The organism is Thalassoglobus sp. JC818, assembly GCF_040717535.1.
Lineage (GTDB): Bacteria > Planctomycetota > Planctomycetia > Planctomycetales > Planctomycetaceae > Thalassoglobus.
Genome location: NZ_JBFEFI010000006.1, coordinates 301,475 through 322,484 on the forward strand (window position 1 = coordinate 301,475; position 21,010 = coordinate 322,484).

22 protein-coding genes are annotated in these 21,010 nt (G+C 52.8%); 5 read left to right on the forward strand and 17 right to left on the reverse strand.

The window, feature by feature from the left end; translation table 11 throughout:
- Positions 1–2: 2 nt before the first annotated feature.
- The 14 genes from rplN to AB1L42_RS17250 all read right to left on the reverse strand — a co-directional run bounded on the left by rplN (position 3) and on the right by AB1L42_RS17250 (position 10,780).
- The gene (gene rplN / locus AB1L42_RS17185) at positions 3–377 is read right to left on the reverse strand and encodes a 50S ribosomal protein L14 (protein WP_146506991.1); all 375 of its coding nucleotides are present in this window, start codon (positions 375–377) and stop codon (positions 3–5) included.
- 152 nt (positions 378–529) lie between these two features.
- Positions 530–892 (reverse strand): 30S ribosomal protein S17, encoded by a 363-nt coding sequence (gene rpsQ / locus AB1L42_RS17190; RefSeq protein ID WP_367058622.1) that lies wholly within the window; start codon positions 890–892, stop codon positions 530–532.
- A 54-nt stretch (positions 893–946) separates the two neighbouring features.
- The gene (rpmC, locus tag AB1L42_RS17195; RefSeq protein WP_367058626.1) at positions 947–1,159 is read right to left on the reverse strand and encodes a 50S ribosomal protein L29; all 213 of its coding nucleotides are present in this window, start codon (positions 1,157–1,159) and stop codon (positions 947–949) included.
- Positions 1,160–1,437: 278 nt separating this feature from the next.
- Positions 1,438–1,857, reverse strand: coding sequence for a 50S ribosomal protein L16 (gene rplP, locus AB1L42_RS17200; RefSeq protein WP_367058629.1), 420 nt, complete (start codon positions 1,855–1,857; stop codon positions 1,438–1,440).
- Positions 1,796–2,497, reverse strand: a complete 702-nt coding sequence (gene rpsC, locus AB1L42_RS17205) for a 30S ribosomal protein S3 (protein WP_367058632.1) — start codon at positions 2,495–2,497, stop codon at positions 1,796–1,798. Before rpsC ends, rplP begins: the two co-directional genes overlap by 62 nt.
- Before the next feature lie 16 nt (positions 2,498–2,513).
- Positions 2,514–2,858 (reverse strand): 50S ribosomal protein L22, encoded by a 345-nt coding sequence (gene rplV / locus AB1L42_RS17210; RefSeq protein ID WP_367058635.1) that lies wholly within the window; start codon positions 2,856–2,858, stop codon positions 2,514–2,516.
- A gap of 55 nt (positions 2,859–2,913) precedes the next feature.
- Entirely contained in the window at positions 2,914–3,183 is a 270-nt protein-coding gene (rpsS, locus tag AB1L42_RS17215; RefSeq protein ID WP_367058638.1) for a 30S ribosomal protein S19, read from the reverse strand.
- A 58-nt stretch (positions 3,184–3,241) separates the two neighbouring features.
- Entirely contained in the window at positions 3,242–4,114 is an 873-nt protein-coding gene (gene rplB / locus AB1L42_RS17220; RefSeq protein ID WP_367058641.1) for a 50S ribosomal protein L2, read from the reverse strand.
- A gap of 89 nt (positions 4,115–4,203) precedes the next feature.
- Complete coding sequence (gene rplW / locus AB1L42_RS17225; RefSeq protein ID WP_146506983.1) at positions 4,204–4,497, reverse strand: 50S ribosomal protein L23; 294 nt, start codon at positions 4,495–4,497, stop codon at positions 4,204–4,206.
- 37 nt (positions 4,498–4,534) lie between these two features.
- Positions 4,535–5,209, reverse strand: coding sequence for a 50S ribosomal protein L4 (rplD, locus tag AB1L42_RS17230; RefSeq protein WP_367058645.1), 675 nt, complete (start codon positions 5,207–5,209; stop codon positions 4,535–4,537).
- A gap of 10 nt (positions 5,210–5,219) precedes the next feature.
- Positions 5,220–5,945: a 50S ribosomal protein L3 gene (rplC, locus tag AB1L42_RS17235; protein ID WP_367058649.1), complete on the reverse strand. Its 726-nt coding sequence runs from the start codon at positions 5,943–5,945 to the stop codon at positions 5,220–5,222.
- Between the two features lie 193 nt (positions 5,946–6,138).
- Positions 6,139–6,456: a 30S ribosomal protein S10 gene (gene rpsJ / locus AB1L42_RS17240; protein WP_146506980.1), complete on the reverse strand. Its 318-nt coding sequence runs from the start codon at positions 6,454–6,456 to the stop codon at positions 6,139–6,141.
- A 176-nt stretch (positions 6,457–6,632) separates the two neighbouring features.
- Entirely contained in the window at positions 6,633–8,024 is a 1,392-nt protein-coding gene (locus AB1L42_RS17245; RefSeq protein WP_367058653.1) for a DUF1501 domain-containing protein, read from the reverse strand.
- Between the two features lie 44 nt (positions 8,025–8,068).
- Positions 8,069–10,780: a PSD1 and planctomycete cytochrome C domain-containing protein gene (locus AB1L42_RS17250; protein ID WP_367058657.1), complete on the reverse strand. Its 2,712-nt coding sequence runs from the start codon at positions 10,778–10,780 to the stop codon at positions 8,069–8,071.
- A gap of 238 nt (positions 10,781–11,018) precedes the next feature.
- Between AB1L42_RS17250 and rpsR the strand changes: the two genes are divergently transcribed.
- The 3 genes from rpsR (at position 11,019) to AB1L42_RS17265 (ending at position 12,538) form a co-directional block, all read left to right on the forward strand.
- Positions 11,019–11,297: a 30S ribosomal protein S18 gene (gene rpsR / locus AB1L42_RS17255; RefSeq protein WP_146506977.1), complete on the forward strand. Its 279-nt coding sequence runs from the start codon at positions 11,019–11,021 to the stop codon at positions 11,295–11,297.
- A 108-nt stretch (positions 11,298–11,405) separates the two neighbouring features.
- On the forward strand, positions 11,406–12,152 hold the full coding sequence (locus AB1L42_RS17260) for a YggS family pyridoxal phosphate-dependent enzyme (RefSeq protein WP_367058661.1): 747 nt from the start codon (positions 11,406–11,408) through the stop codon (positions 12,150–12,152).
- Between the two features lie 44 nt (positions 12,153–12,196).
- Positions 12,197–12,538 carry a DUF167 domain-containing protein gene (locus tag AB1L42_RS17265; RefSeq protein ID WP_367058664.1) on the forward strand — a complete coding sequence of 114 codons (342 nt, stop codon included), beginning with the start codon at positions 12,197–12,199 and terminating at the stop codon, positions 12,536–12,538.
- Positions 12,539–12,665: 127 nt separating this feature from the next.
- Here the strand turns inward: AB1L42_RS17265 and AB1L42_RS17270 are convergent, their stop codons facing one another.
- Positions 12,666–14,528, reverse strand: a complete 1,863-nt coding sequence (locus tag AB1L42_RS17270; RefSeq protein WP_367058667.1) for a TolC family protein — start codon at positions 14,526–14,528, stop codon at positions 12,666–12,668.
- A gap of 244 nt (positions 14,529–14,772) precedes the next feature.
- Here AB1L42_RS17270 and AB1L42_RS17275 point away from each other — a divergent pair, with 244 nt between their 5' ends.
- The gene (locus tag AB1L42_RS17275) at positions 14,773–15,303 is read left to right on the forward strand and encodes a putative molybdenum carrier protein (RefSeq protein WP_367058674.1); all 531 of its coding nucleotides are present in this window, start codon (positions 14,773–14,775) and stop codon (positions 15,301–15,303) included.
- A gap of 177 nt (positions 15,304–15,480) precedes the next feature.
- Here AB1L42_RS17275 and rho read toward each other — a convergent pair whose 3' ends face one another.
- On the reverse strand, positions 15,481–17,154 hold the full coding sequence (gene rho, locus AB1L42_RS17280) for a transcription termination factor Rho (RefSeq protein WP_367058679.1): 1,674 nt from the start codon (positions 17,152–17,154) through the stop codon (positions 15,481–15,483).
- Positions 17,155–19,015: 1,861 nt separating this feature from the next.
- Positions 19,016–19,855, reverse strand: coding sequence for a DUF6655 family protein (locus AB1L42_RS17285; protein WP_367058684.1), 840 nt, complete (start codon positions 19,853–19,855; stop codon positions 19,016–19,018).
- A 233-nt stretch (positions 19,856–20,088) separates the two neighbouring features.
- On the opposite strand from AB1L42_RS17285, the gene AB1L42_RS17290 reads away from it, so the two are divergent.
- Positions 20,089–20,874, forward strand: coding sequence for a hypothetical protein (locus AB1L42_RS17290; RefSeq protein WP_367058690.1), 786 nt, complete (start codon positions 20,089–20,091; stop codon positions 20,872–20,874).
- The last annotated feature ends 136 nt before the right edge of the window (positions 20,875–21,010 follow it).

Here is a 21,010-nt window from a genome sequence, read left to right on the forward strand (position 1 = left end):
AGTCACACCACTTCGTTCGCGAGGCTAATAATCTTCATGAATCGACGATCACGAAGTTCTCGGGCCACTGCACCGAAAATACGTGTTCCTCGCGGATTTCCATCCGGGTCGACCAACACTACTGCGTTACTGTCAAATCGGACGTAACTTCCGTCGTCTCGACGAGTCCCTTTGCGAGCTCGTACAATCACTCCTCGCGTGACTTTTCCCTTACGGAAAGCGTCTGGAGCACCAGCGATCGACTTCTGAATTGCAACGATAATGACATCGCCGAGACCGGCCGTACGACGACGCGTTCCGCCCAGCACTCGGATACAACGGACGCTCTTCGCTCCGGTGTTATCTGCAACGTCCAACATTGTCTGCATCTGAATCATAGCGACGCTGACCTTACTCTCTTCAGACAGCCTTTACCTGGCCGTCACGCATGACTGAATAATCCATTCCCAAACAAGCGAAGCAACGTTTTGTGACCTTCTCACTTCTACTCAACGCCGTCACAAAGACGTTCGCTCATCCGCAACTCTTTTTAGCTCTCTTGTTCTGCTTCAGCTGAGCTCGCTTCACTCGCTGATGTTCCGCCCGAAGCGATTTCCGCGTCAGTTGCGATTCCAGAGTCCTTCTCGTCCCGTTTGATCTGGCTGGCAACATCCGACACGCTTTTGACAACGCGAACGAGTTCCCATCGCTTCGTCTTGGAACGTGGTCGACATTCGACGATTTCGACAGTGTCGCCAATCTTCGAAGTGTTGTCTTCGTCGTGGACGTAACAGACCGTTCGCCCACGAACAATCTTTCGATATTTTGTGTGCTGAACCAAACGCTCGACATCAACCCGGCGTGTCTTGGGGTTTCCATCGCTTTTCACAACGCCAATCAACTTCGTACGCATGTCTGTTCGGTTCTCAACTACTCAAAGTGGATACGATGATATTGCTCTGTCCAATTACGATTCAGCACCAGCTGCTTGCAGCAGGCGTTCGTGCTGGATCGTTTTGATCCGCGCGATTGTCCGTCTCAACTTTTTCAAGTTGCTGGGAGCGTCAAGTTTTTCAGTCGATGCTTGAAACCGAAGCTGAAACAACTCTTGTTGAGTCTGTTCCAACTCAGCCTGGAGCTGCTCTTCGTTCATTTCACGCAATGGATTTGCTTGCGACATCAGTCAACCATCTTCTTCTGACAACTACTAACTCTGAAGCTTCAAACCCCGCCCCGACTCGGCATTCGAACTCGCTTCGGTGACAGAACACCTCAGCCTGAAATGCTGCGAATTCGTTGTTGGGAAACTTGAGGTCGCTTTAGTGGAATTACAGAAGATCCTGTAACTACGAACAACCTTGGGCTCAGATTAGAAAAGCCGTCACATTCGACGACTTCTCAACTGGCAACTTCCACGACGTTTGTTTCACGCCACCAGTCCCTAAATTCGAGGGACGATTAGCCAGCCGGTCGCTCAACCAGGCGAACACGGACAGGCAGTTTGTGAGCAACACGATTGAAACAATCGCGAGCCGCGTCGTGGGTTCCACCCGCGATCTCGAAGAGTACCGTTCCGGGCTTCACTACTGCAACCCAGTGGTCCGGTTCCCCTTTACCTTTTCCCATTCGAGTTTCCAACGGACGAGCTGTCACTGACTTATCCGGGAAAATTCGGATATACAGCTTGGCACCCGTTCCTCGAATATATTGGGCAGCCGCAATACGACAGGCTTCGATGGTTGTGGCTGTAACATGCCCAGCTTGTGTTGACTGAAGGCCAAACTCACCGAAAACGACCGTGTTGCCACGGGTCGCATTACCTTTTATGCGACCTCTTTGCCTTTTTCGATACTTTACTCGCTTCGGCATAAGCGCCATCGGAAATCTCCCCGTCAGCGTAGTCGCCCAGGTCAACCCAGACTTTAACGCCAATCACACCTTGTGCGGTTTTTGCTTCTGTAAATCCGTAATCAACATGTCGCTGGAGCGTCGACAGAGGAATCGAACCCCGGCTTGCCTTTTCGCAGCGTGACATTTCTGCCCCACCAAGACGACCGGACAACTCGATCTTTACACCGTTCACTCCTGCTTCCATCACCTGATCAAGAGTTCGCTTGATCGCACGACGGAAACTTCCTCGTTTGTTCAGTTGTTGAGCGATGTCCTCAGCAACCAATTGGGCCCGTCGGTAAGGATTGTTGATTTCAACAATCTTGACTTCCATCCTTCGACCAAACTGGTCTTCCAGACGAGCTTTCAGTCGATCGATCTCTTGACCTTTTCGGCCGATGATGATCCCCGGACGAGCCGAGAACAGGTGCACAATCACCTGATCACGAGTTCGATCAATCTCGACTTTTTCAATCGCAGCCGATTTGTATTCGGTGTGAATGAACTGACGAATCTTTCGGTCTTCCACCAAAAGGTCGCCAAACTCTTTCTTCGTCGCGTACCAGCGACTTCGCCATGGCTCAACGATTCCAACACGAAATCCGCGTGGGTGAACTTTTTGTCCCATCTTGCCGACCTTTGTTCTATTCCACTTCAGGAGCATCGATCGCGACATGGATATGCGCGAAACGACGTCGAATGAGAAATGCCATCCCACGGGCACGTGGTTGAAGTCTCTTAAACATCGGCCCACCATCAACTCGACAGTCGACGATTGGAAGGTGATCTACGTTTCGAGCGCCGCGATCTTCTGCATTCGCAGCTGCACTTCGCAGAACTTTTTCCAGAAACCGAGCGCCTCGATTCGGTTGATACTTCAACGCTTCCAGGCCTTCTTCCACAGACATCCCGCGAATCAATTCAGCGAACGGACGAACCTTCGTCGCTGAGATTCTTGCATGCTTGTGAACTGCTTTTACCAGTGCCATGATCCACTCCCGCGGGTATTGCTACCCACAATTCGCCTGTCCATCAGATCGATGTTTATCGATTTCCTTTTGCTCCGTGGCCACGGAACGTCCGTGTGGGAGAAAACTCTCCCAGCTTGTGCCCAACCATATCTTCTGTCACGTACACCTGGATGTGTTGACGTCCGTTGTGCACGAGGAACGTGTGGCCAATGAACTCAGGTGAGATCGTCGATCGACGAGCCCATGTCTTAATGGAGTCCTTGCGACCACTCTCTTCGAGTTTCGCGATCTTCTTCAGGAGCTTTTCATCAACATAAGGCCCCTTCTTCAGTGATCGACTCATTCCAAAACCTCTTCGATAGAAGCGTTCGCTTCAACTCTTGATTGCAAAACCTTGCGTATTAAGCCTTCTTCTGACCGTAGCGGCGTGATCGACGACGGCGAATAATCGCTTTTGTCGATGGTTTACGTCGCTTGCGTGTGTTTCCACCTTTGGCAAGTTTTCCGGTTGGGCTACACGGATGACGACCACCAGAGTTTCGACCTTCTCCCCCACCCATTGGGTGAGCGACAGGGTTCATCACTGTTCCGCGAACGTGAGGTCGACGACCTTTCCATCGCACGCGACCAGCTTTACCCAGCACAATCTTCGAGTGCTCTGAGTTGCTGATCACTCCGATGGTTGCCCGGCAATTGGCCGGCAAACGTCGAACTTCACCGGAAGGCAAAGTCACCTGGGCCCAGCCTTTTTCACTTGCGTTCAACACCGCATAGTTACCGGCACTTCGGACCAACTGTCCGCCGCGGCCAGGCTGCATTTCGATGTTGTGAATCTGTGTCCCCTGCGGGATCTTTGACATTGGCAAACAGTTGCCAACAGTTGGCTCGGCGTTTTCACCATTAGTAATGGTATCGCCAGCCTTGAGTCCTTCAGGAGCAAGAATGTAACTCTTGACGAGCTTTCCGGACTCCGGACATTGATACTCAATCAATGCAATTCGCGCTGAGCGATTAGGATCGTACTCGATGTGTGTCACGTTCATCGGAACACCATCGACTCGACGCTTGAAATCGATGATTCGATAAAGCTTCCGATGTCCGCCACCACGGTGTCGAACGGTGATCTTGCCGTGATGATTACGACCGCCGCTGCGAATGAGACGAACAGTCAACGATTTCTCTGGGCGTTTTTTTGGATCGGTGATCTCAGCGAAATCACTCACAGACGCGCCGCGGCGCCCTGGTGTGACTGGCTTATAAAATCGAATTCCCATGATTCCACCTAATAACTTCGCTGCAGATTAGATCTGCACCCGTTCCTTCACGCTTGATTCATACCGTTATTGCGACTGCCAACCACTTCTTAGAAGAAGTTGATTCGATCGTCCTCGTGCAACTGCACGATCGCTTTCTTCCAATCGCTTGTCTGCCCCTGATTCAAACGGCTCCGACGAGGCTTTCCTCGGCGATTCTGAGTTCGAACAGCGACGACACGAACACCCCAAAGTTCTTCGACTGCTTTGCGAACATCTTCTTTGTTCGCCATGCGATTCACTTCGAAGGCGTACGCATTGTATTTTTCCGACTGGTGAACACCCTTCTCTGTCACGAGCGGGCGAAGCACCACCTGATGTGATTCCAATTCAATTCCAGCCACAACTCACCTCTTTTGACCGATCCAACAACTCGAATGACTACCCTGCAGAAACAGCTTCTGACTCAGCTGGAGTCAACCGCCCTTCTCTCGCGAGGTCAATCGCTTCTTGAGTAATGACCAGATTCTTCTGATGCAGCAACGAGTACGCGTTCATTTCTTTCAGCGGAGCAACCCAAAGATTTGGGATGTTTCGAGCTGACTTCCAAACGTCGATATCGTACTCAGGGATAACGAGCAGAACCGAAGAGTCACCAACCCCCAGATTCTTCAACATGTCCGCAATCGGCTTCGTCCGAGGACTATCCACCTGAAAGCCGGAGACAACTGTTGCTTCGCTATCTTGAAACTTACTCAGCAAAGCCATTCGTGTTGCTAATCGAACAGCTTTCTTTGGGAGTCGATAGCTGAAGTCTCGAGGTCGCTTTGCGAACGCGTGACCACCACCAACTCGAATCGGTGACCGCTTGGTACCCATACGGGCGTTACCGGTCCCCTTTTGCCGAAACATCTTCTTTTTGTTTCCGGCAACCTCTCCACGTGTCTTTGTGCGAAACGTTCCTTGACGGCGATTCGCTTCGTACATCACGACAACGTCGTGCAGCAGTTGCTTACTAATCCGATCGGCCAAATCAGCACCGTCGAACTCGTAAACACCTTGATCACCACCGGACATGTCGCGAACTGGCGCGGAAACTTGAACTTGCTCTGACATTGCGCTCCACCTACTTCGCGACCCGTACCACGACATACCCGCCGTTCGGCCCAGGAACAGCACCGTTAATCAACAACATGTTGTTTTCAGCATCGACACTCACGACATCCAGGTTCCGAACAGTCACCTGCGTTCCGCCGTACCGACCGGCCATCCGCTTGCCTTTCCAGACACGAGCAGGATCTGTCGCCTGCCCGATACCCCCTGGCATACGGTGAACCTTCTTCACACCGTGCGTTGCTCGCTGCCCCTGAAAGTTGTGTCGCTTCATGACACCTGTCGTTCCGCGACCTTTGCTCGTCGCGACAACGTCAACCGCTTTCACATCAGCGAAGACATCCGCCTTCAACTCTTGACCGACATCCAGACCGTGCTGCTCGCCGTCGACGCGAAACTCGCGAACGAATCGCTTCGCTTCACAGCCAGCTTTTGGAGGAGCTTCGACTCCACGCTCAGCCATCGCTTGCTGCCGCTTACTCTTCAACGCGACAACGTGGCCTCGCTCGGCTCGATTTGCTCGAGTCCGCTTTCGCTGACCTTCAGGGCGAGCCAGATCTTTCTGACTCAACTTATCTTCAAATCCAACCTGAACCGCCTCGTAGCCATCGCTGTCTACAGTCTTAACCTGCAGGACAGTACATGGCCCCAATTCAATCACAGTCACAGGCACAACGACACCATTAGCGTCGTACACCTGAGTCATTCCAACTTTTTTTCCGAGGAGCCCAACTGGCATGGCTCAACCTCTTTTATCTACTTCACAGGGAACACTAGCGGCCCCAGATTTATCCACACGACAAACGGAACGGCCGAATCGCGCCTTAGCAGGCAATGCCTCGAAAAGAGACTCCGACTCACCCACGCCAGTCCGTAGCGCCACAGACGATCACCAGCCGAGACTCACCCGACCAGACGCCTCACCCCGAATACTAGGTGGAGGCCTTAATCTTGATATCAACACCGGCAGGCAACGAGAGCTTGTTCAAAGCATCAATCGTCTTACCTGTTGGCTGAACAATATCAATGACTCGCTTGTGAGTTCGAACTTCGAACTGCTCGCGAGATTTTTTATTCACGTGAGGACTCCGCAAAACCGTGTACCGCTCAATACGAGTCGGCAACGGAATTGGTCCATGAACGATCGCGCCGGTCCGTTTCGCCGTATCGACGATTTCTGACGCCGACTGGTCAAGGACGGAATGATCAAATGCTTCCATCCGAATTCGGATCCGCTCGTTCGAAGCCACCGTTCACTTCCTCAAAAGATTTACTCAAAACGTCTTAAATTTGTTTAGCTGTGGCACTTAGAGACGTAGACCGTGCCGTTCCCGCGGTGGGAAACGAGGGATGTTACTGGTGCTCAATGCGTTTGTCAACGATGAGTCCCAACTGTTCCCGCGAGAATTTTGCGTGAATTCTCATGTTAACTCAACACTTCATCAACAACCACTCCGTGAACATCGGTCAGGCGGAAATCACGGCCTGCGTAGCGATACGTCAGTTCTTTATGGTCCAGCCCCAGCAAATGCAGGATGGTGGCATGAAGATCGTGTAAATGAACGCGTCCCTCGACAGCTTCATACCCGAGTTCGTCGGTCTTGCCGTGCTGAAAACCTCCTCGAACCCCTCCTCCCGCCAACCACATCGTGTATCCTTTGGCATTGTGGTCGCGACCGTCCAAAGTTTTCTGTGCAGTGTCGGGAGTTCTTCCGAATTCTCCACCCCAGACAACTAGAGTGTCATCGAGCATCCCTCGCTCCTTGAGGTCCGCCAATAGAGCACCAATGGGCTGATCCGTAGCTGCGGCACGCGCCTCGTGGCCTTTGACGAGATTATTGTGCTGATCCCAAAACTCATCGCAAACCTCCACCACCCGAACTCCCGATTCAATCATCCGTCGGGCGAGAAGGCACTGTCGACCGAAGTTGTCACTTGGTTTCTTCTCTCCAATTCCGTAGCGATCAAGCATCGATTGCGTTTCCCCAGAGATATCGAACACAGTGGGTACCTCAGCTTGCATCCGGAACGCGAGTTCAAACGACTCGATCACTCCGTCAATTTGGGAATCAGCCGGGTGAGCTGTAGAAGTCGACCGGTTCATCGCCTGAATCAAATCGAGCTGGCGACGTTGCTGCTGATGCGACAAACGGCCGTTCTTGATATTCCCAATCTCCGCATCTTGAATCGGCGTTTTGATATCCCCGATCGCCGTTCCCTGATAAATCGCTGGCAAAAACGCCGATCCGTAATTTTTCGCTCCCCCGTTGATCAACGGAGGACAAAGGCTCACAAAACCTGGCAAGTCCTGATTCTCTGTTCCCAGCCCATAAAGAATCCAGGCCCCCATCGACGGGCGGGTAAATGCGAAACTGCCGGTATGCAGCTGCAACATCGCAGGCGTGTGATTGGAAATATCTGTGTGCATCCCGGAAAGAACGCAAAGGTCATCCGCGTGCTGTGCCTGATGATGGAACAGATCCGAGACCCACAAACCCGACTCGCCTCGCTGTCGCCACTTCCAATGCGACGGAGTCAGCTTTCGTGACTTCGATTTCGCAGCCTTTCCCGCCTGAGCATCGAGCTCCGGCTTACGTTCGAACGTCTCCATGGCAGATGGACCGCCACGCATGTGCAGGAAAATCAGCTGCTTCGCACGGGCGGGATGATGCGGAATCTTGGGGTGAAGCGGAGGCTTCACTTCGTCGACAGCCAGAGCGTCCTTGCACAGCCCCATCAATGCCAGGTAGCCGATGCCACACGTCGCAGATTGCAAAATTTGCCTTCGCGAACTCATCGCTTGAAGCGGTGTCACCATCTTAGTTTTCCTTCCATTCCCACCTGGTTTCGATGAGACGTTGTTCAATCGACGAAACGAAACTCTGCCGAAGCAAAGACCGCCTGACAAATAGTTGACCAAAGCTTCAACTCGGAATCCGAGTCACTCTCGCCAGTCTTTCCAGCATCCTCTGAACCTGACTTCCACGAATCGACGTAAGCCAGCAATCGCGACTCTTCTCCCGGCAGAGGGCGTCTCGAAAATGCCCGCAAGTAAAGCTCTTCAATCATTTCGCGATCCGAGATCTCTTCATCCAACAACGACTGTGCTGCCTTTTCGCTGCAGTCCAGTACAAACGGGCTGTTCATGAGAAACAAGGACTGTGACGGAACGTTGGTCGCGAAACGCACACCTTGCGGATTGGATGGCTCCGGGAAATCAAAGACCTTCAAGAACTCCGGAATAATTCCGCGAATAATCGGGAGATACACGCTTCGATACGGGTAGTCCTGCTCCAACAGTTCCACCTTGATCCCCCGGCCGACTTCCCCTTCACCAATTTGAGTCACGATTGACGCTTCCGGGCGGTCAAGCCGCAGTTCTCCGCTCACTCCCAGCATGGAATCCCGCAATACTTCTGCATCCACTCTGCGGCGAGTCCCACGCCAATAGGTTTCATTCTGAGAATCGAGTCGTTCGTTTTGATTGTTCGAAGAGGTTGCGAGTCGATACGCCCTCGACAACACGATTTCACGAATCAGGGCTTTCTGAGACCACGCAAACTCATGGACGAAACGATATGCCAGATGGTCGAGCAGATCCGGGTGGCTCGGCGGTGTGCTATTGACTCCGAAGTTATCGATCGATTCGACGAGCCCTTTGCCGAAGAGATGCATCCAGGTCCGATTGACAGCAACGCGCGGCGTGAGTGGCTGACTCGAATCAGTCAACCACTGAGCCAGCTCGCGCCGACCACTTTCATCGGCCGAAATTTCATGCTGTCCGTCCAATGAAACGACGGACAGGAAACCGCGATCGACCACTTCCCCAGCCTGATTTTTCTCGCCGCGAATCTGAATTGGGTAGTCTTTGACCTTCTCCTTATCCCGCACGCCGACTGCAAACGAAACTTCCGGTGACTTCTGTTCCTCGAGCTCGGCAATCTTCCGAATGAGCGTCTGGTTTTCCTGCTGAGCCTGCCGGAACGCGGCAATTTGCTCCTCGATTCCGAGCTCTGCCGATTCCTCCTCCTTGTCTTCTCCTACTTCTTCCTCGTCCACTTTTTCGTCGGCTTCGTCTTCCGTGGCTGCAACAACTTCAGCTGGGACTTTATCACCCGATCCCTTCAATGATTTTTCGAGCTCTTTCCAGTTCTCAGGCAGTTCTTTTTCCAGCTCTCGAACCTTGGTGGTGGCCTTGGTCCGCTTCTTCTTCAAGTCGGCCAATTCATCAGCTGTTTTAAGGTATCCATCCACCTGAGCCAGTTCCGACTCTGCTCCGAGCGGGAGGTAAACATCCAGTTGAGACTTCAAATCCTTCGGACGATTGGTCGACCCGCCGTAAAGCGTTTCCGTGCTCTGAAAAATACCAGCCAGAGCGTAGTAGTCGGCCGTGGGAATAGGATCGAACTTATGATCATGACACCGAGCGCAACTGACAGTCAGCCCCAAAACCGCCTTTCCAATCACATCGATCTGGTCATCTGCCAGATCGAGCGTCAGATTTCCGCCGTTTAAGCTCTTTGAACCAACTGCCAGAAACCCGGTCGCCACCTGGAGCCGCTCGCGTTGGGCGTGAGTCTCCGCGTCGAGAAGATCGCCAGCAACCTGCTCCTGCACGAAGCGATCGTAGGGGACATCATCGTTGATTGCGTCGATCACATAGTCTCGATACCGCCACGCATACGGCATCAAAACGTCGCGACTGTTGCCGGCGGATTCCGCATATCTGGCCACATCAAACCAGTGCCGAGCCCACCGCTCGCCGAACTGAGGCGAAGCGAGAAGTGCGTCAACGTAACGCTCGTAAGCGGCAAAACTGGGATCAGAAAGAAACTCCCGCACCTGATCCGAACTCGGAGGAAAACCGACCAGATCGAGCGAAACGCGCCTCAAGAGTTTCTCAGGAGAGGCATCCGGGGCTGGGGTAATCTGTCGTTCTTCCATCTTGTGCAGAAGAAAATGATCAATCGGCGACTGCGGCCAGTCTTCGTCGGAAACTTCCGGGACTGAAGGATTGACCACCGGTTGCAGCGACCAAAGTGAGTCAGCAAGCTCCTGAATTGAGGGGGAAGCCTTTTTCTCATCTTTCAACTGCCCTTGCCGTGAATCGGGTGCTCCCATCTCGATCCAACGGCGAAAATCATTCACAACCTTGTCATCGAGCCGTCCATCTGGTGGCATTTCGAGGCCGTCGCGATATTCGAGCGCCTTGACGATTAAACTTTCCCCTGGCTGACTCGGAACGACAGCTGCCCCCGAATCCCCGCCTTGCAAGAGAGCGTCTCGCAGGTCAACTCGCAGTCCACCCTCAGACAACTCCGCCTCCGCTGAATGGCACTCGTAGCAACGTTCAACGAGAACAGGGCGAATCTTCTTTTCGAAAAACTCCAACTGCCGCTGCGTAAACTCCTCTGCATTGACAGAAAGAGCCCCCCAACAGAGCGATATAATGAACGCGGGGAACACAAACAGGCGGCGCACGCTCCCAGAACTGTTGGAACACGTCATGCGGAAACTCACCGGAAGGAAGTTGGGGCGAAACAGGCAGGCAGACTGACTCGAAAGCAAATGCATACGAGTCGGTCCTCATCCCAATTTATCCCATCAAAACCGGCCGATACAAGAGCATGACGCATTCAGTTCATCGTTTTTACTCACTCGGTAAGGAATAGCCCGATTGAACAAACCCTGACCCGATTTTCGCTCCCGGGAATTTTCGAACAGAAGATGCCCGAGTCAGTTGCCAAGATGGCGATGCTCTGACATAATACTCCGCTTCAAATTCGAAGTATCGTCGATTGGAACTTGACTGATGGCATCGTTGACAAAAGCCGACATCCGCAAAATCCGCAAAAAACGGGCACGCCTGAAACGCAAAATGACGTGTCGTTTCTGCCCGGATGGTGTGATTCCGCGTCCGGTCTACGTCGACTATAAAGACGTAAAAACACTGAAACAATTGATCGACCGCGAAGGTCGCATCCTGCCGCGACGTCGTACCGGAACGTCGGCAATCTACCAGCGTGCAGTGCGAAAAGCCGTCCTGCGAGCACGGTACATCGGACTGCTGCCGTACGTTTCAGACGAGTAAGGCTTCGATAGAGTCAGCCACCGCTGAACTTCTGTATCGATCACCAATCGTCGAGACGGTTCGCAAGACATGGGAAGCAATTGCTTCCCTTTTTTTGTGCCTGAAATTATGAGTTCACCGCATCAAACCCTCTTGAATCGGATTCTCACCGACAATCTCAAGAACGTCGTCGACACGATCGAGTCGACGTGTCTTCGATGCGACCGCGATCCAAGTGAAATCAAGCTGATCGCCGTCACGAAATACGCTCCACTAGAGGCTGTCCGCGAACTCAACCGGATCGGACTGCGTGTCTACGGAGAAAACCGCCCCCAACAACTGGTCGAGCGGGCTGAAACACTCGTCAAAGACTCGGGCTGGTCTCCGTCGGAATGGCATCTGATTGGCCAACTGCAGCGAAACAAGGTGCGGGCTGTTCTTCCTCACGTTGGACTCATTCACTCGATCGACTCAGTCAAACTCCTGTCTCATGTTGACCGAGTTGCAGAAGAAAACGGCGCCTCTCCCGCCGTCCTACTGCAGGTCAACACTTCTGGTGAAGAGTCCAAAAGTGGATTCACGCCTGAGAAGCTGTTGGAAGATTGGGAGCAAATCACCGCATTCGACAACGTTCGGCTGAGGGGCTTAATGACGATGGCCCCCTTCACCGAAGAGACGACAAGAGTCCGCAAGACCTTCTCCGAACTGCGGAGAATTCTCGCCGACCTCAACGCTACCGGCCAGCTCCCTTCCATGACTGAACTCTCGATGGGCATGAGCAGCGACTATCAAATTGCGATCGAAGAAGGTGCGACGATGATCCGCCTCGGAAGCACCCTTTTTGAGGGCACGAGCGAACTCTCAACAGACACCTGAAAGCATCTCATAACGATACGAGGAAAGCCTGAGGAGCCCAGCCAATGCCTCAAACCGATCACTTGGAACAACTGATTGAGACATTGGATATCGCGCAGCAACAGGACCAAATTCTACTGCGAGTCAAAGCCATCCCCGGAGCTCGTCGCAGCGGCATTGTCGACGTTCACGACGGATCACTCAAAGTCGCAGTGACTCAAGTCGCGGAGAAAGGAAAAGCCAATCAGGCCATCCGCAAGCTGCTTTCCAAATCGTTGAAAATCAGTCAAAGCAATCTCTCACTCGTTTCAGGAGAGACTTCCTCGAAGAAGGTTTTCGCGATCAAGAACACTTCTGCCTCAGAACTGAAAGAGGCGATTTTGAACGCTCTTTCATCGACCAAGTAGCAAGACCCGCGGGCAAGTCATCTTCAGGTTAGGTTTGCACTCTCTCGCACGAACAAACACAGTTTTTAACAGATGAAACAGCACAAGTAAGTGGACCGAAAAGAGCAACTTGCTCTAACGCAGCCGCTTACAACTCAGCAGTTCCGGTGGAAATCACTCGATGCGTCGGAACCAGTTTGTTGTCGATGATCTTCTGTCGACTCAAGCGATCGATGCCCTGCTCGTATGCTTTCTCCGGCCATGGTCCCTCTGAGAGATGAACTCCGGAGTATTCAAGCAACGTCCCTTTGGTGAGATGCATGCGGCGAATTGCGTCGCTGTAAGAGATCAATGTTCGATCGTAATCCGTCTCAGCATTGGCCAGTCGTCGCTGGGCATCGAGCAGAATGTTCAACGGCACCTTGTCAGCATCGAAGGCAGCTTGCAGCGCCTCGGTTCGTTCCTTCGCAGCCTGCCGACGATTGAAAACGGTTTGCAGAACACGATAAGAACGTTCAACTTCCGCCAGAGCATTACTGAGGTCGTGAACAACTCTCTGTTCCTGTTCGAACAGTAAAGCTCTCTCGCGAGCCAGCAGGAATTCTGCATTTCGAACTCCTGCATGAGCCTGCCGATTCCCAAATGGGAAGGCTAACTCAACACCAACTTGTGTCTCCTGAAAATTGCCGTCAGCAAAGTTTCCGAGGGCACTCGCGAATGGAGCCGAATCGTGATAGCGGGCGAAGTTTTCACCGAACCCTCGCCAACGTGAGAGAGCAACGACATCCAGCTCTGGAAGAAGGAAGTTGCGGCTGGCGAGAAGCTCCATCTCCCGTCGCTTGATCATCCACTTCTGCCGACGCAATTCGGCACGATTGGCAAGACACTCTTCGAGGCAGATTTCCCAGTCGAAGAAAATCTCGGCGCGAGTTGGTTCATCACTCGGACGAAGAACTTCGTCGCCAGTAGCAGGCAGGCCCACGAGATACCGAAGCCGCCTTTCAGCCAGATAAACGCCCGTCTCAGAACGCGTTGTCCCGTCAAACAGTTGCCCGCTGAGAGCATTCTCGACTTCTTCCTGGAACCGGTAGTATTGCTCTCGAGCTTCCGCTTCCTTGTCGGCCTCTCCTCCGATTCGCCCTCGATCTCGAAGAGCTTCCACGCGACGCCAGGTGGCCAGAGCAGCATCTCGGGCTGCGATGCGTGAAGCGAGGTTGCGGTAGGCGAAATACAGATTCCAGTAAGCGTCCTCGACCTCATCAACAAGATCGCGAACCGACAGTTCAAAGTCAGCAATCGAAACATCGGTGTTGGTTCGAGCCACAAGGACCCCATTATAAACCCCAGGAATGTTACTCGTCCCAGCGATCCGGCCGAAGTCGATACCTGCCCCACGGAGAAGCGACTGTCGGTACTCTGCTTCGACGTTGAAGTTCCAAGCACTTTCGAAGGCATTCCCCGGTGCGTTGTTGTCGTCGTAGTCGATGAAATTGCGAAGCGTAAATTCACTTCCGAACGGCGTCCGCTTGGCGATCTCAGCCTGATAGACCATCGCCTCCTGTCGCAGGATTCGAGTTCCTCCGCCGAAGAATTCGTTGTTCAACGCGCGGTCGTTTTTCTCGAAGAACAGATTCGCTGCAAATGTCGCATCGAATGCCGACAGTGCTGCTTGCGGTCCGAATCGGGGATCGGTCTCCTGAATCGCTGGATCCATGGGCGTTCGAACTGCCCCCGGAGTTGTCAGCACGACTCCGCCGAGATCTCGAAAGACTGTCGACTTGGCTAACGCCAGCTTGACGGCTTCCTCGAGAGAGATTTCCCGAAACGAGGTCGGCACTTCTGAGCTCAGCGAGACAGGTCGCGGGGTGAAGTGAGCAACTGGATCAATAACCTGATCGAGTTCGGGATACTTGATCGCTGTTGCAGCCTGAAGATACGGTACGTCCGCATTCTTTCGAGTGAAGTGCTGACAACCGGATACAATTGCGAGCACCGCGCACAGAAAAATCACCCTTGACCGTCCCACCTTTCGAAGGACAGCCCAAGGCCGAAAGTGATCAGATTGTCGATTCGTTTTGGTCATGTCGTGTCGACAAGCCTGTCGTGCAACAGCAGAATCTGCCGGAATAACCGGTATGATCGCTAGAATCGTTATATTCTTCCTCTTTCATCGGCCGTTCGGTCCTCGAACGTGACACCAATTGAGATTCCAAGAGACCTCACCGCCACCAGAACAGAACCATTCCCCGCACGAAATGACCTCAACCGCTCCCAGCATGCCCAAAAACCCACTGAAAATCGTTTCAGGAGGCCAGACGGGAGTCGATCGCGCAGCCCTCGATGCTGCCCTGCTTCTGAGAATCCCATGCGGAGGCTGGTGCCCGTCGGGACGTCGCGCAGAAGACGGCCCGATCCCTGAAATCTACCCGCTGAAAGAGATGACTTCGCCGCGATACGACGTTCGAACCCGAGAAAACGTTGCGGACTCTGATGGAACTTTGATCCTGACGGACTGCGATCGGTCTTCCGGAACTCTGCTCACAATTCGAACGGCTCAGCGACTCGATAAGCCACTTCTGGTTTTAGACTTTCGCCAACTTCTTATCACTGACCGACAAGAACAACTGAACGAATGGATTGAAGTGAACTCAATCTCAACGCTGAACGTGGCAGGCCCACGGGAGAGCACTTCTCCCGGAATCTACTCCCGGTCGAAATCGTTCCTGCAAACTGCCCTCAAGCCCTACTCTCGTCCCTTCGGCCGAACAGAGAATACCGGACGCTAATCGCTCAGCTACCGTGGGTTTTCCGCAGCACTCGTGCGTCAGCTGGTTCTCCATCAACAAAAAAACCTCCGGGATCCACGAAGGACTCCCGGAGGTCATGTTCTCCAGCAACGTCAGCGACGACTGAAACCTGATCTCGAAAAGGTCAAAGACTCAACGCCGCCTCGATTGCGGTTGCTAAATCACAGCTTTGATTCGCTGCAGGAATTCTTTGTTCGTTTCGAATTTTCCGAGAGTTCGAATCAGTTGATCCATTGCTTCCACCGGGCTCATCGAAACGAGACTTCGGCGAAGCATTGTGACACCTTCCAGAACTTCTGGATCGAGAATTTTTTCTTCTCTTCGAGTTCCTGATCGGGAGATATCAATGGCTGGCCAGATCCGACGATCGGCGAGATCGCGGCTGAGGACCAGTTCCATGTTTCCTGTTCCTTTGAACTCCTGGAAGATCGCTTCGTCCATTCGACTTCCGGTTTCGATCAATGCGGTTGCAACAACCGTCAATGATCCACCTTCGTCAAATCGCCGAGCTGTTCCGAACATCTTTCGAGGGATGTCGAGAGCACGCACATCGAGACCACCGGTTCCGATTTTTGACTCGCGTCCTCCGCTCATCCATTTGTTAAAGGCACGGGCGGTTCGGGTCACACTGTCCATCAGAATGAGACAGTCTTTGCCGGACTCGGCCAGACGTTTTCCGCGTTCGAAGATCAGCTGACTGATGCGGACGTGGCTTTCGACGTCTTCATCCATCGAAGAAGCGATCACCTCACCGTTGACCATGCGTCGCATTTCTGTGACTTCTTCTGGTCGCTCATCGATCAGCAAGACAATCAGATGGACTTCCGGATGGTTCTGGCTGACGGAATTCGCGATCTCGTGCATCAGCATCGTTTTACCAGAGCGAGGCGGTGCGACGAGAAGTGCTCTCTGCCCTTTGCCGATCGGGGTCAACAAGTCCATCACTCGCATTGTGATTGGACTTGGGCCTGTTTCCAGTCGAAGCTGTTCGAAGGGATTAATCGGAGTCAGGTTGTCGAAGTGCTGACGCGCTTCGTATTCGTCGGTGGTCCCACCATCAATCGACTTGATCTCGAGCAACCGTGGTCCCTGTCCGCGTGTTCCAGGGCCGATCTCACCGATGATCTTGATTCCTTCGCGGAGATGATGCTTCTCGACGAATGAACTCGAAACGAATGGATCTGACTCACGTGCTCCGTAGTCGTTCGCCCCAGCTCTGAGGAATCCGTATCCCTTAGGATGCAGCTCGAGAATTCCTTCGATCTCTCCCGATGTTTGCACTGGTTCAGGAGGAGCTGCATTCTTTTCGAATCGCGTCGTCTTCGCTGAACGTGAACGTTGATTTCCGGAATTGCGTCGTCCTTTGCCACCGTGTGAAGAGTTGCTTTTGCGACGACCGCCGGAGTTCTGCTGAGAGCTATTGGAACCGCCGCCGCTGTTGCTGCCTTCACCCCCGCCGCTGCCTCCGCGACGACGGCGACGTCGACGACGACGTGGCTTATCATCGGATTGATCTGAGGACTGTTGCTCGCCGGAATTCGAATCTGAATCACTGGAAGCTTTGGCTGACGACTCTTTCACGACAGTCTCTTCGCCTCGGTCATCGCTGGCTGAGGTACTCTCGTTCGCGTCATCTTTGTCAGCGGAAGACTTGGACGCTTTGCTCTTTGTACTTCGACGACTCGTTGTCTCGGCCCCTTCTCCCGAATCGTCCGCTGTTTTCGCAGCGGCTCGCTTGGTCTTTTTGCGTGTTGCCTTCGGCTTGGCAGGAGCTTCGGTGGATTGATCGTCATCGACGATGCCTGCACCGAAATCGAGATCATCGTCCACGTCGACTTCCTTTTTCTTTGCGGCTTTTTTACGAGTTCGACTGGTCGTCGTCTTGCTGTCCTTACTGGCGGACTTCTTGCGCGTTGTCTTCCGCTTTGGTTTGCTTGAAGTCTCAGTCGAGGAAGAACTTTTCGAAGGCATAAAAAAACCCGATTCGCTAAAAAAATTGCATTCGTTGCTCGGAGCCCTCAGGGAGTCCGAAGCAAGAGAAAACCTTGGAGACGACAGGATCAACGATCCCGCTCAGAGATAAATTCTCAAGCAATCTCACGCCACACGTTGAGCTTGCCGCTGTCTCTGCGACTGCGATGCCCAACATTGCATGAGTCGAAAATTTGCGACTCTGAATGAGCGGAAGTTCTATCAATTCAACTGCGGGTTCCATACCCACCCTGTCGAAACAAAAAACTCTGTTGGGGTGACAATGTTGCGATCCCGTCCCTCAGACGAGACTCTTCGGATTGCCCAACCGAAGCTCCATCGCCGCAGTTGGACTCATCACGATTGTCACCAACAAGTCGTTTGGAGTTCAGCATCATCCGAACCCCAGTTCGCACCCTTTTCGCCCCCATGCACCCCAAAGACGGATGATGAAGACCTGGATGCGTTCAGCAGAAGCTGATCGACTGCAAAAAGCAGCCAGTGAGAAGATTGACCGAAGCTCGACAAACCAGTGCCGGCTGCTTCATCAGCCTTCCTAATCCAGTAAGTCTCAGTGAAACATTTCGTTGAAACATTTCGTTCCATCGCTTTGAATCGAGAAACATCAAACTGCTGGCTTCACCGCCACGCTTCAGTTTGAAACTCCCTGATTCTGCTGTGCCTTGTAATCGCTTGCAGAGTTTCATCCAAACATGCGATTGACGAAGAAACTGCAAATGCTGCGTATCTCGACGTGTCAACGAATGACGACTCTGTTCGGTCTGTTGGTTCGCAGACCTGATCAACATTGTCGCTACTGAAACACGGTGTCATTGCTGAGAAATCGAGTGTTTGCTTGTGACATGCCTGCTCAAGAGACGGCACCATCTGGAATCTTCTGTAAAGATCCTGAATGGACCAACCCACAGATCACATCGCTCTCAGCAATAAAAACACAGAGATTTCACTATCAGCGCCACGACCATTCAGCGCCAATTACTGCTGAAATCGTGTGCAATCACGTCTCACGTTTGATTGCCAGTGATTTCGATTTAAGACTGTCTTCCCTGTCCTTCAAATTTGCGAAACTGGCCAGCCCACTTGCATCTTTTGATCGCAGTGCGTTCTTCAGTTCACATCGCATTTGAAAACAATTTTACGCCGCCCGGCAACGCTCCGAAACTTCACTGCAGTCTTATCTGACCCCAGAAGACAATTCCGGCTGATTTATTGCGAGGTCAACGCATGTAAGATTCATTTAGATTCGATTGTGCACGACTCAACCCGTCCACAATTCGTGGTATTGCTCGACAACCCACCTTCTTAATTTTCTCGAATCGCGAAACAGCAAAGAGAACAATTCTCTCGCCATTCATTCCGCTTGGATTCGAAAAGAGCACATTATGGACCAATGATTCTGAAAATGTCATTGACCGTTGTTGAGACGTCCCACGACCTCTGTGTGGACGACCCAGCTGCTAAGAAGGAGATTGAGTTTGACAGTTATGGTGAAGACTCATCATTGAGAGAGCTCACCCTGAAAGCCAACGCCACTCGGTCACGTCGTTCTATGACTATCGATTTACGTTGCGAACGACGCAGCAGCGATAAATCTCACCAGTATCGTAGCTTGCAATCTAGTGATGTCAATTCACCGCTTCAACTAAGTATCGGTTATCATCGATTTCTGAGTCAAGCGTGATTTGTCCGTCGAACCGGCTTATTCGTCCTTCTTGGACTTTTCAGCTTCTTCTTCGGCCGAAACCTGTTGAATCTCGACCGGTTCGGGTCCGGGCGGAGGAGGTGGCTGCGGCTGCTCTGGAAGGTTGAATGTCTTCTGCCCTTTATAAGAGGCAATCGGCCCATTGCTTCCGGATCGGTCTGTCGCCCAGGCGGGCACATCCAGCTTGGTTCCGGCAAATCGGACTTTCCCTTCGTGAATCGCCCCTCGCTGAAACGGTCCAGCTCCCAGCACCCACAAATCCTTGGCCGACGATCGAGAGGTCAGCATCCCAGACTGCCAGATTCGTTCGCGGCTCTCTTTGTCGTAAGCAAACATCGCCAGCTTCGCAGCGGCCACCTGATCACTTCTTTTCGCCAGAGCCAGCTCGGGGATCCCAGGCAGGGATGGCAAATGCGACACAGCTGCCAGAGCATCAGCAGCGTCGTTGAGCGGTCGTGTCGACGGAATTCCATACACAACTTCATGCGAATCGGCCCCCAGAGCCCCGACTCGACCTTCGATAATGAAGTCAGCGGTGGACGCGTTTTCCTGAAGCAGAATCCCTGCTGCAACCATCTGCTGTCGGAGAGAGCCAATCATGTAGTCCGAATTGACGAACCCGATCCCCTTGTAGTCCTTGATGAATTGCGTGTCGAAGAAGACTTTCTGATGGGCCAGCGGCGTGAAATCCAGCTTTGACACAGCTCCATCCACCGCATCCGACATCACCAGCTGTTCCGTAGCTGTTGAATGTTTCGTCGTTCCGCATCCGCTCAGGCAAATGAGAAGCGAGAAACAAACAGCGACGAAAACCGGAATTTGACGCAGTGAGGACATAACGAGAGTGAGAGAAAGCAGTGAGGAGGGGGAATGGGAGGCACAAATTCAGGAGGGTGAGAAAAGTATACCAGCGTTTCCAAAACGCAACAAATCCAATTTTTCGCTGATGCCGGAAGCGAACAACATTGTAAATCTCAATTGTCAAATTCTTTTTTTGACAATGGTCCCGAGAACTTCATAGCGTCGAATCCTGCAAGATTTACCTGACTCTTCAATTCAAGGATATCGACATGAAGGACCTCACCGCCCCAACCACTCCGATCGTTCGGCGCGCACTCAGATTGGTCGCATTTGGCGCAGCTGCAGCGGTTTTGATGACTGCCAGCGTCAACGCAGCCCAGACACCGGAAACCCCAGAGACACCCCAAGCTCCCGCAGCAGAGGAAGCCCCAGCAGTTGCCCCTGCCCCCGCTGTCGATCCCGCTCCAGCTGCGGACTCCGCTCCTGCATCCGACGTAGCACCGGCCGCAGCTCCTGAACCAGCCACCGATCCGGCTCCAGCTGCAGAGACTGCGCCTGTTGCGGACCCTGCTCCAGCTGCCGAACCAGAACCTGCCGCCGAAGAGTTGCCACCACTTCCACCAGAGCCAGAGAAGGTTGAAGAGAAAGCACCTGTCGTGATTCCGAGCAAGAACGGACAGACGACTCTTCTGAACGGCAACTGGTCAATTCGAATCACCCCTGCCCCACGTCCACAAACAGACGATGCGAGTGCCGAGAAACTGGCGAAAGTGGACACGTACAAGCAGATTTACGATGCCATCCCCTATCGACGTGCAGATTACCTCGCCAATCCAAACTATCGACACGATACAGCTGTCGAAATTCTCTTTGGTGAAATGCGACCAACAGTGATTCACCGACAAGATCAACCACAACGAGTCGTCAATCCACGTCCACAGATTTTCCGTCCGGACATGTTCCCGTACATCGGAGACTACCGGAAGTATTACTGGCGATCAGGACTTTACGCTCTGCGTCCAAGCCCGCTGCCACTCTTCCCGTTCTCGTTCTGAAACAGTTTTGATCGAATCTCTGCACTCGCTGGAGCTCTCCGCTCCGGATGAACGATGCAACTGGCCCATGGGAATCGCAAGATTCGATTGAAGAAGAAGACGGCACAGAGAGTCGAGAGCTCGATATCAAGCTGAG